We start from the raw sequence: 13,861 nt of genomic DNA on the forward strand, positions 1-13,861 counted from the left end.
ACCGGAGCTTAGCCTTGTTCATTTTTTTACACAACACCCCAGTAAAAAATACAACACGGCCTGCTCAAGCCAGCGGGTGGCAACTGCCCAAAGGACAAAAAACCGCCCGAAAGTGCCCCATAAATGCCCTCACAGCGCTTTTTTAGGGCAAAAAAGGCCTCGCTTGACTTCGGCAGGCCGTTCGGGTTGACTGAAACCAGAAAAGATCAATGATTGATATTTTTAACAACAAAGGTGTTGCATCATGTCGGTACCCCCGCGTGCCGTTCAGCTCAACGAAGCGAACGCGTTCCTTAAGGAACATCCTGAGGTTCTGTACGTTGACCTTCTGATTGCGGATATGAATGGTGTGGTGCGCGGCAAGCGCATTGAACGCACCAGCCTCCACAAGGTTTACGAGAAAGGCATCAACCTGCCGGCCTCTCTATTTGCTCTGGATATCAATGGTTCGACGGTGGAAAGCACCGGCCTGGGCCTGGACATCGGCGACGCCGATCGTATCTGCTATCCAATCCCCGACACCCTGTGCAACGAGCCATGGCAGAAGCGCCCTACCGCGCAACTGTTGATGACCATGCACGAGCTCGAAGGTGACCCGTTCTTTGCGGATCCGCGCGAAGTGCTCCGTCAAGTTGTTGCAAAGTTTGACGAGCTGGGCTTGACCATCTGCGCCGCATTCGAACTCGAGTTCTACCTGATCGACCAGGAAAACGTGAACGGCCGTCCACAGCCGCCACGCTCGCCGATCTCCGGCAAACGCCCGCACTCGACTCAGGTCTATTTGATCGACGACCTCGACGAATACGTCGACTGCCTCCAGGACATTCTGGAAGGTGCCAAAGAGCAAGGCATCCCGGCCGACGCCATCGTCAAGGAAAGTGCCCCGGCGCAGTTCGAAGTGAACCTGCACCACGTCGCCGACCCGATCAAGGCGTGCGACTACGCGGTACTGCTCAAGCGTCTGATCAAAAACATCGCCTACGACCATGAAATGGATACCACCTTCATGGCCAAGCCCTACCCGGGCCAGGCTGGCAACGGTCTGCACGTACACATTTCGATTCTGGACAAGGCCGGCAAGAACATCTTTGCCAGCGAGGATCCCGAGCAGAACGCCGCGCTGCGTCACGCGATCGGCGGTGTGCTCGAGACCCTGCCCGCGCAGATGGCTTTCCTCTGCCCGAACGTCAACTCGTACCGTCGTTTCGGCGCTCAGTTCTACGTACCGAACTCGCCTTGCTGGGGCCTGGACAACCGCACCGTGGCGATTCGCGTTCCGACCGGCTCGTCCGATGCCGTGCGTATCGAACACCGCGTGGCCGGCGCCGATGCCAACCCGTACCTGCTGATGGCTTCGGTACTGGCGGGCGTGCATCACGGCCTGACCAACAAGATCGAACCGGGCGCGCCAGTCGAAGGCAACAGCTACGAGCAGAACGAACAAAGCCTGCCGAACAACTTGCGCGATGCCCTGCGCGAGCTGGACGACAGCGAGGTGATGGCCAAGTACATCGATCCGAAATACATCGATATCTTCGTTGCCTGTAAGGAAAGTGAGCTGGAGGAGTTCGAACACTCCATCTCCGACCTTGAATACAACTGGTACCTGCATACCGTTTAAGCGGGTTGCAGCTGCAAAAAAACGCCGTTGGCTGATTCAGCCAGCGGCGTTTTTTTTTATGGCCGAACATTAATCCCCTGTGTTTGGTGTGAATGGCCGCCTGCGGCGGATCGCTGGCAAGCCAGCTCCCACATGTTCTTCGTCGAACCTAAATTCCGAGTACAAAAAAACTTTCCTTGTGGGAGCTGGCTTGCCAGCGATGGCGTCCAGGCAGACAACATCGAACCCGGCTCGTACAATGCCCGCTGCCCCGCAGGAGACTTTCATGACGCGTCCCGCCCCCGTCCGCAAACCCCGTGCCCGCAGTCAGGCACGGATCGATTCGATACTCGACGCCGCGCGTACGCTGCTGGCTTCCGAGGGCGTGGCCAGTCTGTCGATCTACAGCGTCGCCGAGCGCGCGCAGATTCCGCCCTCCTCCGTGTATCACTTTTTCGCCAGCGTCCCGGCATTGCTCGAAGCGCTGACCGCCGACGTTCACGCCGCGTTTCGCGCCTGCCTGCAAGCGCCGATCGATCACGGGGCCTTGCGCGACTGGCGTGATCTGTCGCGGCTGGTCGAACGGCGGATGCTGGAGATCTACGACGAAGACGCCGCCGCCCGGCAGTTGATTCTCGCCCAACACGGGCTCACCGAAGTGACTCAGGCTGACCGTCAGCACGACATCGAGCTGGGCGACCTGATGCACAAGCTGTTCGATCACCATTTCGAATTGCCGCGACTGCCCACCGACGTCGATGTGTTTGCACTGGCGATGGAACTGGGCGACCGCGTCTACGCCCGGTCAGTCCAGCAGCACGGGCAAATCACCCCGCGCATGGCCGAGGAAGGCATGCGCGTATTTGATGCCTATCTGGGCTTGTATCTGCCGCTCTATCTGCCCAAGCGAACAGCTGCCGTCTGAGCGGTAACAGACAACAGCGCATTGCCCGATGACTTGTTCAGATCGCGCGGAGCAGAATCCTGTCGATGGAATGATCGGCCGACTTGTTGAGAATCAGGCTGGCCTTGTCGCGGGTCGGCAGGATGTTCTCGACGAGGTTTTTCAGGTTGACCCGGTCCCAGGTGCCGGACGCCACTGACAGCGCCTCGTCATTCGACAGGGACTTGTACTTGTTGAAGTACGACTCGTCAGACTGAAACGCGGTGTTCTTCAAGTAGACAAAGCGTTCGAGGTACCACTTCTTGATGTCCTCTTGCGCAGCATCGACGTAGATCGAAAAGTCGACGAAATCGAGAACATTCAGACTGTCGCGTTTGTCCTCTTGCAGCACATTCAGGCCTTCCAGAACGATGATATCGGGCGACTGAATGGTCTGCGTTTCATCAGGAAGAATGTCGTACTGGACGTGCGAGTAGACCGGAATCTGCACCGGCTGGCCTTCGTTGCGCACGGCGTGCAAAAAATCGAGAAGCAGCGCCCGATCGTAGGACTCGGGAAAGCCTTTGCGGTGCAACAGATTGTTCTTTTCCAGGGTCGCCAGCGGCAACAGAAACGAGTCGGTGGTCACCAACTGCACATCAGGCGAGCCCGGCCACGACGACAGAAGCGCCGACAAGACCCGGGCAAAACTGCTTTTACCCACCGCGACACTGCCGGAGATGCCGATGACATACGGCGGTTTGTGCGCCGGCTCGCCGAGAAACTCACTGTGCACCTGACCCAGCGACCGCGCCGCCGCTGCATGCAGATTCAGCAGGCGCGCCAAAGGCAGCAGAATGGTTTCTACCTCCTCACGCGTCATGGGCTGTGTCGGACTGATCAACGCATTCATTTGCGCAGACGAAAGGCTCTGCGCCGCATCGTCCCGGAAGGCAGACCATTGCTCGCGAGTAAATTCCCGGTACTCGCGGTGAGCGGGCGAATGCCCTGCGGCATTCTGCTTCGTCGTCATAATCTTCCTGTAGGCGCCCGGACAAAAGCCGGAACATAGCAGATCTGCCCGGCGCCTCCAAACCGACGAACGTCTGCCTGAACAGCCTTTGAAAAGCGCGCATGAAAAAACCCCGGAGGGCTCAAGCCGTCCGGGGCCCTGTGTACCGCATCGATTACAACTTGGCGATCGACACCTCGGTGGATTTCACGAAGGCGATCACTTCGCTGCCGACCACCAGTTCCAGCTCCTTGACCGAACGGGTGGTGATCACCGAAGTGACGATGCCCGAGGCGGTTTGCACGTCGATTTCCGACAGCACGTCGCCGAGGACGATTTCCTTGATCGAGCCTTTGAACTGGTTGCGCACGTTGATGGCTTTGATAGTCATGGCATTGATTCCTGTCGTTGGATGTAACTTGAGTTATTGCGCCCAACGCAATTGCGTAGGCAGTGGTGAAACAGGTTCCGGCTCCGGCGGCTCGCCGGGCAGGGACAGAACACGGTTGAGCACTTCGGTTTCCAGCGCCGCCAGCCGGTGCGATCCGCGCACACGCGGGCGTGGCAGCTCCACATGCAGGTCAAGGCCGACTTCGCCGTCCTCGATCAGAATCACCCGGTCGGCAATCGCCACCGCTTCACTGACGTCATGAGTCACCAGCAGTACGGTGAAACCGTGTTGCTGCCAGAGACGTTCGATCAGTTGCTGCATTTCAATGCGGGTCAGCGCGTCCAGTGCGCCGAGCGGTTCGTCGAGCAACAGCAGACGCGGTTGGTGGATCAGCGCCCGGGCCAGTGCGACGCGCTGCTTCTGTCCGCCAGATAACGCTGCCGGCCACTCATTGGCACGATCCGCCAGCCCCACCGCGTCCAGCGCTTCGAGCGCCTTGGGACGCCAGTTGCCCTTAAGGCCCAAGCCGACGTTGTCGATGATCTTTTTCCACGGCAGCAAACGTGCTTCCTGGAACATCAGGCGGGTGTCTTCCCGCGCATCGCTGAGCGGTGCAGCGCCGGCCAGCAAGTCGCCACCAGTCGGTTGATCGAGGCCGGCGAGCAAGCGCAGCAAGGTGCTTTTGCCGCAACCGCTGCGCCCGACCACAGCGACGAATTGCCCCGCCGGGATGTGCAGGTCGATGTCACGCAGCACTTGCCGCGCACCGAAGGTTTTCTGCAGATTGCGCACCGCCAGCGGAATGCCGCGCAGCAGGCGTGGAGGTTGTTGAGCAGTCATGCCGCACCTCCCTTGGCGACCTGATAGGCCGGGTGCCAACGCAACCACACACGTTCAAGACCACGGGCCGCGAGGTCGGCGAGTTTGCCGAGCACCGCGTAAAGCAGGATCGCCAGCACCACCACGTCAGTCTGTAAAAACTCGCGGGCATTCATCGCCAGATAACCGATGCCGGAGCTGGCCGAAATGGTTTCAGCGACGATCAGCGTCAGCCACATAAAGCCCAGGGCGAAGCGCACGCCGACCAGAATCGAAGGCAGCGCGCCCGGCAGAATCACCTGCCAGAACAGGCTGAAACCGCTTAAGCCATAACTGCGCGCCATCTCCACCAGCGCCGGGTCGACGTTGCGAATGCCGTGATAGGTGTTGAGGTAGATCGGGAACAACGTGCCCAGCGCCACCAGAAAAATCTTCGCCGACTCGTCGATGCCGAACCAGAGGATCACCAGCGGAATCAGCGCCAGATGCGGCACGTTGCGGATCATCTGCACCGAGCTGTCGAGCAGACGTTCGCCCCACTTCGACAGGCCAGTAATGAAGCCCAGTGCCAGACCGATGCTGCCGCCAATGGTAAAACCGAGCGCCGCACGCCAGCCGCTGATCGCCAGATGCGTCCATATCTCGCCGCTGCGCACCAGACTGACACCGGCCTCGATCACCGCCACCGGTGCCGGCAGGATCCGTGTCGACAACCAACCGGCCGACACCGACAACTGCCACACCGCCAGCAAGAGCACCGGCAACGCCCAGGGCGCGAGGCTGTGGATGATTCTCTTCATGGCGCGCCTCAGCTCTGCGACGCGGCTTTGGGAAGAATGTCGTTGGCGACCATCTCGCCGAACGGGCTGACATAACCGGCGCTTTTCGGCAGTTCCGGGCGTTCGATATCGAGGTGCGGGAACAGCAACTCAGCGACGCGATACGACTCTTCAAGGTGTGGATAACCGGAGAAGATAAAGGTGTCGATGCCCAGGTCTGCGTATTCCTTCACGCGGGCAGCCACGGTCGGACCGTCCCCGACCAGCGCCGTACCGGCACCGCCGCGCACCAGGCCAACGCCGGCCCACAGGTTCGGGCTGACTTCGAGGTTGTCGCGGCTGCCACCGTGCAACGCGGCCATACGTTGCTGGCCGACCGAATCGAAACGCGCCAGAGAGGCTTGAGCGCGGGCGATGGTGTCGTCATCCAGATGCGAGATCAACCGATCTGCGGCTTGCCAGGCTTCGGCGTTGGTTTCGCGAACGATTACGTGCAGACGAATGCCGAAGCGCACGGTGCGACCGAGCTTGGCGGCTTTGGCCCGCACCTGTTCGATCTTTTCGGCGACCGCGGCTGGCGGCTCGCCCCAGGTCAGGACCATTTCAACTTGTTCGGCAGCCAAGTCCTGCGCCGCTTCGGAAGAGCCACCGAAGTACAGCGGTGGACGCGGTTGCTGGATCGGCGGATAGAGCAATTTCGCGCCCTTCACACTGATGTGCTGACCGTCGTAATCAACGGTCTCGCCTTCCAGCACGCGGCGCCAGATACGAGTGAATTCCACCGAGGCCTGATAGCGCTCTTCGTGGTTGAGAAACAGACCGTCGCCGGCCAATTCTTCCGGATCGCCACCCGTCACCAGGTTGAACAGCGCACGACCACCGGACAGACGATCCAGCGTGGCTGCCTGCCGCGCCGCCACCGTCGGGGAAATGATCCCGGGGCGCAGGGCAACCAGGAACTTCAGACGCTGGGTCACCGGGATCAGCGATGCCGCCACCAACCACGAGTCTTCGCAGGAGCGGCCAGTGGGGATCAGCACGCCGCCGAAACCCAGACGATCCGCCGCTTGCGCGACTTGTTGCAGATAACCGTGGTCGACGGCGCGGGCGCCTTCGGCGGTGCCAAGGTAATGGCCGTCGCCGTGGGTAGGCAGGAACCAGAAGATGTTTAGGCTCATGGAGTGGTCTCCTTGGGGATTCGAGTTACTGGGCTTGGGTGGCCGAGCTTTGGGCCACAGCGGCTGGTGGTGTCCAGATCACATCCTTGATGCTCAACGGCTTGGGAATCAGCTTGAGCTGGAAGAACGTGTCAGCGATTTTCTGTTGCGCGGCGACCACTTCCGGGGTCAGGAACAGCGCGCCGTAGCCTTGGCGTTTCACCGAGGTCAGGGTGATGTCCGCCGGCAGGCCGAGCAGTGGCGCGACTTGTTGGGTGACGTCTTCAGGATTGGCTTTGGACCACTCGCCAACCGCGCGCACTTCCTCGACGAGGGTCTTGATCACCTCGGGATTTTTCTGCGCATAAGGTTTGGTCGCCAGATAGAACTGGTGGTTGTCGACGATGCCTTTGCCGTCACGCAGGGTGTGCGCTTGCAGCTGTTTCTCGGCGGCAGCCTGGTACGGGTCCCAAATGACCCAGGCGTCGACACTGCCACGTTCAAACGCGGCGCGGGCATCGGCTGGCGGCAGGAAAACGGTCTGGATGTCGGTGTATTTGAGGCCGGCGTCTTCCAGTGCGCGCACCAGCAGGTAGTGAACGTTGGAGCCTTTGTTCAGGGCGACTTTCTTGCCCTTCAGATCCGCCACCGATTTGATCGGCGAGTCTTTCGGCACAAGGATCGCTTCGCTGTTCGGCGCTGGCGGCTCGTAGGCGACGTAGAGCAGATCGGCACCTGCGGCTTGAGCGAACACCGGCGGCGTTTCGCCCGTCACGCCGAAGTCGATCGAGCCGACGTTCAGGCCTTCCAGCAACTGCGGGCCGCCGGGGAATTCAGTCCATTGCACGTCGACGCCTTGGGCGGCCAGACGTTTTTCCAGGGTGCCCTTGGCTTTGAGCAGCACCAGCGTGCCGTACTTCTGATAACCGATCCGCAATGTCTCGGCTTGAGCTTGAGTGATGGCGCCGAAGGTGACAGCCGCAGCAAACAGAGCGACCAGACCACGACGCAAAAATACAGTGCGCATAGCGCTCTCCTTTTTGCTGTTGGGTTTTGGCTGCACCTGCTTGCCCGTTGGCGGGCGAGTAAGGCCAGTACTTCAAGTTCGGGTGAGACTTAAATGCTCCAGCGAGCACTCAACAAACGTTCGTTCAACAAGCCCGGCTCCAGCGGTTTCGGCCGGCGGGCCATGGCGCTGACAAACTGGTCCAGCGCTTCGTACAGTCGCTGCTCGAGTGCCGGAGCCAGTTGCGCCGCCGCGCTGCCTTCGCCGTAAGCGATCTGGCTGTCCTCGGCGAAAATCCCTTGAAGCATTTCCTGGGCTTTCAATGCAGACAACACGGGCTTGAGGGCGTAATCGACCACCAGCATGTGGGCGATGCTGCCGCCGGTGGCCATCGGCAAAACAATCTTGTGGCTCAAGGCGCGTTCCGGCAGCAGATCCAGCACGGTTTTCAACGCACCGGAGAACGAGGCCTTGTACACCGGGGTGGCAATCAACAGGCCATCGGCATTTTCAATCTGAGCCAGCAGGTCGAGCACCTTCGGGCTGTCGAAACGGGCGTGGAGCAAGTCTTCGGCCGGAAAGTCGCGCACCTGATAACTCACCACTTCCACCCCTTGCTCCTGCAACCAGCGTTGCGAGCGCTCCAGTAGCACCCCGGAACGGGAGCGTTGGCTAGGGCTGCCACCGAGTGAGACGACCAGCATTGAGACAATTCCTTGAGCGTTACAGGCGATTCGCGGGTTGCGATCTCGCTTCGATGGAAGTGACCTTACCAGCTGATTTATATATCCATAAATCATATTTATTCATTTGGTTATGCGTTTTGGAGATATAACTTTCGGCAGACGGCGGGCAAAAAAAAGGCCGTAGAAACGGCCCGAAATCCCCTGCTTTGTGGCTACACACTGATCGTTCTCACGCTCTGCGTGGAAATGAATCCAAGGACGCTCCGCGGCCACTGTGACGCGGAGCGTCACGGGCGGCATTCCCACGCGGACGGTTCGACGCTTCGACGAGGGAACGATCGCCTCAAAAGGTTATTTATTCGGCTGCGGCGTCAGGCGCAGATACGGTTTCACCGCGCGATAGCCTTTGGGAAAGCGTTTCTTGATCTCGTCTTCATCCTTGAGCGACGGCACGATCACCACCTCGTCACCGTCCTGCCAGTTGGCCGGGGTGGCCACTTTGTAGTTGTCGGTGAGTTGCAGCGAATCGATCACCCGCAGAATTTCGTGGAAGTTGCGCCCGGTGCTCGCCGGGTAAGTGATGGTCAGGCGGATCTTCTTGTTCGGATCGATCACGAACAGCGAACGCACGGTCAGGGTGTCGTTGGCGTTCGGGTGGATCAGGTCATAGAGGTCGGAAACCTTGCGATCGGCGTCCGCCAGGATCGGGAAGTTGACGAGGGTGTTCTGGGTTTCGTTGATGTCTTCGATCCACTTGTGGTGAGAGTCCACCGGGTCGACCGACAGCGCGATGGCTTTGACGCCGCGCTTGCTGAATTCATCCTTGAGCTTGGCGGTAAAACCCAGCTCGGTGGTGCACACCGGGGTGAAGTCCGCCGGATGGGAGAACAGCACGCCCCAGCTATCGCCCAGCCACTCGTGGAAACGAATCTTGCCGGCGCTGGAGTCTTGTTCGAAATCGGGGGCGATGTCGCCGAGTCTGAGGCTCATGGTGCTGCTCCTGATGAGTTGTTGGAGACCTCAACTGTAGCTTGGCTTTTGATCTTCTGAAAAAGAATAAATAAATAGATATCTAGATCTAAAAAGAATATTAAAGATCTGTTCACTGGACGCTCGGCCGTATCCCGACGAACATCGTTCGCAAGGTTCGAGAAGGCCTTGAGTAGCTGCAAAGAGGGAAATTCGGGGAGGGCTTACGGGGGTGAGCCTGACTCGAAAACGCAAAAGCCCCGTCCGGCGCGATGCCGGACGGGGCTTTTTTACATCAACGAATCTAGACGCGCTATTACAGCAGCGGGATCGAGTAGCTGACGATCAGGCGGTTTTCATCCTGGTCGCGTTGACCTGGGATGTCGTTGCGCCAGGTAGCGTTTTTCCACATCAGGCCCAGGTTCTTCAGCGGGCCTTCTGGTACTACGTAACCGACGGTCAGGTCGCGTTCCCATTCAGAACGGCCGGTGGCATTGACGCTGACTTGGTTGAAACCGACGCGACCGGTAGTGTCGATGTTATCGCCACGCAGGTAAACCACACCGGCGGTCAGGCCAGGCAGGCCGACTTTGGCGAAGTCATACGAGTAGCGAGCCTGCCAGGTACGCTCGCCAGCACGACCGAACTTCTGGATTTGCATGTCAGTGATGGTGTAGTTCGAAGAACCGTCACCCTGGTTCAGCCACGGGAAGTCGCTGTTGCCGTTGCTGACCTGGTAACCGCCACCGAAGGTGTGACCTGCAACGGTGTACAGGAACAGACCGCTGTACAGGTTGTTGTCGACTTTACCTTTGGTGATGCCAGTACCGTAGTCACCCGAGGTGTAGTAGTTGGCATCGGTGCCGTTTTTACCGTCGTCACGGCTGTTGAAGTAACGGAGGTCCGACTTCAACACGCCCGGGCCGATTGCCCAGTTGTGCACCAGGCCCAGGAAGTGTTGCTTGTAGAACTGATCCAGATTGCCGTAGTAGTACTGGGCAGTCAGGTCTTTGGTGATTTTGTAGTCACCACCGGCATAGATGAACTTGTTGCTGTCGCGACCAGTCGCAGTACGACCGTTGGCGCCAGCGATCGACAGTTCTTCGTTGTTGCTGGAGTTACGACCTTTGACGTGCTCGATCTGGCCGCCAACAAGGGTCAGGTCCTTGATGTCGCCCGAAGTGATCTGACCACCCTGGAAGGTTTGCGGCAGCAGACGACCATCGTTTGTAACGATAACCGGGTTTTTCGGCTGCAGAGTACCCAGCTTCAGTTCGGTCTGGGAGATCTTGGCCTTGGCAGTCAGACCCAGGCTGGAGAAGTTATCAACCGCTTCGCCATTGGATTTGCTCGGGAAAACAGTGCCACCGTAGGAACCGTAGTTGGTGGCGGTCGCTGGGGAAGCGCCGTTAGTGCCACCACCGGAATCCAAACGCACGCCCAACAGGCCGATAGCGTCGATACCGAAGCCTACGGTGCCCTGGGTGTAACCGGAGATGAAGCGCAGATCGAAGCCTTGGCCCCATTCTTCTTGCTTGCTCTGAACGCCGTTACGCTTGTTGGCGGGAGCGTTGACGTCGCCATCACGGTTATCAGTGTTGATGTAGAAGTTACGCAGCCCCAAAGTAGCTTTGCTGTCTTCGATGAAACCGGCGGCGCCTGCCTGCTGCGCCATAACCCCTACGGCCACAGCCAGGGCCAAGGTGGACTTGTTCATGTAAAGCTCCTCTCGTTTCTAATTCTTGTGTTCCTGGCCCGGGATCTGACGCCCCTGGGTCCTAAGATTCGCGATTAGCGCCAGACCGTGACTGACAAGTCAATCGTAACCTTGTGTGTCTACGACCAAGGTCTAATCGCAGTGATTTGGTCCGTGCAGAGTAAAGATTTCCTGATAAACCCAAAAAGAATTTATTCATTCTTTTTCATATCATTTCGGAATATGGCCACTGTCTTGCCACCTCCGCCGGGAAACAGCGTATCGGCGACTAAGCTCATTCCTAAATGGTATTTGTTAGCCTTTTTTTAGATCGATTAGCTTTGGCGCAACCCCAAATCGTCAAACCCTATCGAAAAGGCGACGCCATGATGGCCAAACGCGCACTATCTAGTCAATTTGTTACAGTTTGTGTGTCAGCACTGATTTCTTTCTCCGCCCACGCCGCCAACCTTACCGTTGGCTACCAGACCGGTATCGACCCGAGCAAAGTCCCTCAGGCTGACGGCGTCTATGAGAAAACCATCGGCGAGAAAATCGACTGGCGTCGTTTCAATAGTGGCCCGGAAGTTGTGACAGCCATTGCCTCCGGTGATGTACAGATCGGCAACCTCGGTTCCAGCCCGTTGGCGGCTGCCGCGTCACGAAACCTGCCGATTGTGGCCTTCATCGTCTCGGCGCAGATCAATGCCGCCGAAGCCTTGGTGGTACGCAACGACAGCGGCATCAACTCCCCGCAGGATCTGGTCGGCAAAACCATCGCCACGCCGTTCGTTTCCACCTCCCACTACAGCCTGCTCGGCGCCCTCAAGCACTGGGGCCTGGACGCCTCGAAAGTCAAAGTGGTCAACCTGCAACCCGCAGAAATCGCCGCTGCCTGGAAACGCGGCGACATTGACGGTGCGTTTGTCTGGTCGCCAGCACTGGGTGAAATCCGCAAGACCGGCAAGACCCTGACCGATGCCGCGCAAGTCGGCCAATGGGGCGCGCCAACCTTCGAAGTCTGGGTCGCACGCAAGGACTTCGCCGAGAAGCATCCTGACGTCGTGGCCAAATTTGCCAAGGTCACTCTAGACTCGTTCGCCGACTACGCCAGCCATAAAGACAGCTGGACGGCTGACTCGGCACCTGTACAGAAAATCGCCAAATTGACTGGCGCCAATGCCGCTGATGTTCCTGAACTGCTCGCCGGCTCAGCCTTCCCGGATGCCAAGGCACAGCAAACCACCGCGCTGTTGGACGGCGGCACGGCGAAGGCGATTGGCGAGACGGCGAAGTTTTTGAAGGAGCAGGGCAAGGTTGAAACGGTGCTGCCGGATTATTCGCCGTACGTGAGTGCGAAATTCATCACTGAATAACAGTGAAATCCATCACTGGCTCAATGAAACCTGTGGCGAGGGGATTTATCCCCGATGGACTGCGTAGCAGTCCCAAAAGCAGGGCCGCTGCGCGCCCCATCGGGGATAAATCCCCTCACCACAGATAAATCCCCTCACCACAAAAGCCCCGCCAATTCAGATCAAAGGGTCTTTTCGAAGATTTTCGAGTTGCGCTGATAGTTGTACAGCGACGCCCGTGCCGCTGGCAGACGTTCAACACTGCTCGGCTCGAAGCCACGCTCGCGGAACCAGTGCGCAGTGCGCGTGGTGAGTACGAAGAGAGTCTTCAAACCTTGCGCGCGGGCACGGGTTTCGATTCGCTCCAGCAGCTCATCGCCGCGACCGCCGTGGCGATACTCCGGGTTCACTGCCAGACACGCCAGTTCACCGGCATCCGAATCGGCAATCTGATACAGCGCCGCACAGGCGATGATCATCCCCTCACGCTCGACCACGCTGAACTGCTCGATCTCACGCTCCAGCACTTCACGCGAACGGCGCACCAGAATGCCCTGTTCTTCCAGCGGACTGATCAGGTCGAGCAAGCCACCGACGTCTTCAATAGCCGCCTCGCGCACCAGTTCGAATTGCTCCTGGGCCACCAGCGTACCGCCACCGTCACGGGTGAAGAGTTCGGTCAGCAGCGCGCCGTCCTCGGCATAGCTGACGATGTGGCTGCGCGCCACGCCGCCGCGGCAAGCCTCGGCAGCGGCATCCAGCAGCTCCGCTTGATAGTTGCTGCTGCCCAGACGCTGCAAATGCGCCGGCACTTGTTGTGGGCGCAGTTCGCGCACCAGTTTGCCGTTCTCATCGATCAGACCGAGGTCGGCGCCGAACAACAGCAGTTTGTCTGCGCCCAGGTCGATGGCGGCGCGGGTGGCGACGTCTTCGCAAGCGAGGTTGAAGATTTCACCGGTCGGCGAGTAGCCCAGCGGCGACAGCAGCACGATGGAGCGTTCATCGAGCAGACGATTGATGCCTTTGCGATCGACCCGGCGCACTTCGCCGGTGTGGTGATAATCGACACCTTCGAGCACGCCGATCGGCCGCGCGGTCACCAGGTTGCCGCTGGCCACGCGCAGACGCGAGCCCTGCATCGGCGATGAAGCCATGTCCATCGACAGCCGTGCCTCGATGGCAATGCGCAACTGGCCGACGGCGTCGATCACACACTCCAGCGTCGCCGCATCGGTGATGCGCATGCCGTGGTGGTAATGCGGCGTCAGGCCACGGGCGGCGAGGCGGGTTTCAATCTGTGGGCGCGAACCGTGCACCAGCACCAGACGCACGCCGAGGCTGTGCAGCAGGACGATGTCGTGGACGATATTGCCGAAATTCGGATGCTCCACGCCGTCGCCGGGCAGCATGACGACGAAGGTGCAGTCGCGGTGGGCATTGATATAAGGGGACGCGTGACGAAGCCAATTGACGTATTCGGGCATGAACCTGGGCCTGTAATAAAGAGC

At 59.2% G+C, this 13,861-nt stretch carries 13 protein-coding genes; 3 read left to right on the forward strand and 10 right to left on the reverse strand.

The features are described from left to right. Positions 1-244 precede the first annotated feature (244 nt). Positions 245-1,621, forward strand: a complete 1,377-nt coding sequence (locus tag KI231_RS28065; protein ID WP_103302480.1) for a glutamine synthetase family protein — start codon at positions 245-247, stop codon at positions 1,619-1,621. A gap of 265 nt (positions 1,622-1,886) precedes the next feature. Further along, complete coding sequence (locus KI231_RS28070) at positions 1,887-2,525, forward strand: TetR/AcrR family transcriptional regulator (protein WP_213026891.1); 639 nt, start codon at positions 1,887-1,889, stop codon at positions 2,523-2,525. A gap of 37 nt (positions 2,526-2,562) precedes the next feature. Here KI231_RS28070 and coaA read toward each other — a convergent pair whose 3' ends face one another. The 9 genes from coaA to KI231_RS28115 all read right to left on the reverse strand — a co-directional run bounded on the left by coaA (position 2,563) and on the right by KI231_RS28115 (position 11,019). Then, positions 2,563-3,516, reverse strand: coding sequence for a type I pantothenate kinase (gene coaA, locus KI231_RS28075; RefSeq protein WP_103302482.1), 954 nt, complete (start codon positions 3,514-3,516; stop codon positions 2,563-2,565). Positions 3,517-3,670: 154 nt separating this feature from the next. Then, positions 3,671-3,886 carry a TOBE domain-containing protein gene (locus tag KI231_RS28080; protein WP_003229256.1) on the reverse strand — a complete coding sequence of 72 codons (216 nt, stop codon included), beginning with the start codon at positions 3,884-3,886 and terminating at the stop codon, positions 3,671-3,673. A gap of 33 nt (positions 3,887-3,919) precedes the next feature. Continuing rightward, a complete protein-coding gene (gene ssuB / locus KI231_RS28085; protein ID WP_103302483.1) occupies positions 3,920-4,726 on the reverse strand; it encodes an aliphatic sulfonates ABC transporter ATP-binding protein in 807 nt (268 codons plus the stop codon). Beyond that, the gene (gene ssuC / locus KI231_RS28090) at positions 4,723-5,505 is read right to left on the reverse strand and encodes an aliphatic sulfonate ABC transporter permease SsuC (protein ID WP_213026892.1); all 783 of its coding nucleotides are present in this window, start codon (positions 5,503-5,505) and stop codon (positions 4,723-4,725) included. Before ssuC ends, ssuB begins: the two co-directional genes overlap by 4 nt. Before the next feature lie 8 nt (positions 5,506-5,513). Then, positions 5,514-6,662 carry an FMNH2-dependent alkanesulfonate monooxygenase gene (gene ssuD, locus KI231_RS28095; RefSeq protein ID WP_213026893.1) on the reverse strand — a complete coding sequence of 383 codons (1,149 nt, stop codon included), beginning with the start codon at positions 6,660-6,662 and terminating at the stop codon, positions 5,514-5,516. A gap of 25 nt (positions 6,663-6,687) precedes the next feature. Further along, entirely contained in the window at positions 6,688-7,668 is a 981-nt protein-coding gene (locus KI231_RS28100) for a sulfonate ABC transporter substrate-binding protein (protein ID WP_213026894.1), read from the reverse strand. A gap of 89 nt (positions 7,669-7,757) precedes the next feature. Next, the gene (ssuE, locus tag KI231_RS28105; RefSeq protein ID WP_103302486.1) at positions 7,758-8,351 is read right to left on the reverse strand and encodes an NADPH-dependent FMN reductase; all 594 of its coding nucleotides are present in this window, start codon (positions 8,349-8,351) and stop codon (positions 7,758-7,760) included. A gap of 333 nt (positions 8,352-8,684) precedes the next feature. Continuing rightward, positions 8,685-9,323, reverse strand: coding sequence for a peroxiredoxin (locus KI231_RS28110; protein WP_103302488.1), 639 nt, complete (start codon positions 9,321-9,323; stop codon positions 8,685-8,687). 295 nt (positions 9,324-9,618) lie between these two features. Then, on the reverse strand, positions 9,619-11,019 hold the full coding sequence (locus tag KI231_RS28115) for an OprD family porin (RefSeq protein WP_103302489.1): 1,401 nt from the start codon (positions 11,017-11,019) through the stop codon (positions 9,619-9,621). A 365-nt stretch (positions 11,020-11,384) separates the two neighbouring features. On the opposite strand from KI231_RS28115, the gene tauA reads away from it, so the two are divergent. Continuing rightward, positions 11,385-12,374: a taurine ABC transporter substrate-binding protein gene (gene tauA, locus KI231_RS28120; RefSeq protein WP_502937233.1), complete on the forward strand. Its 990-nt coding sequence runs from the start codon at positions 11,385-11,387 to the stop codon at positions 12,372-12,374. 161 nt (positions 12,375-12,535) lie between these two features. Here the strand turns inward: tauA and argA are convergent, their stop codons facing one another. Then, on the reverse strand, positions 12,536-13,837 hold the full coding sequence (argA, locus tag KI231_RS28125; RefSeq protein ID WP_103302491.1) for an amino-acid N-acetyltransferase: 1,302 nt from the start codon (positions 13,835-13,837) through the stop codon (positions 12,536-12,538). Between the last annotated feature and the right edge of the window lie 24 nt (positions 13,838-13,861).

Origin of the sequence: Pseudomonas sp. Seg1 (genome assembly GCF_018326005.1) — a bacterium.
Classification (GTDB): Bacteria; Pseudomonadota; Gammaproteobacteria; order Pseudomonadales; family Pseudomonadaceae; genus Aquipseudomonas.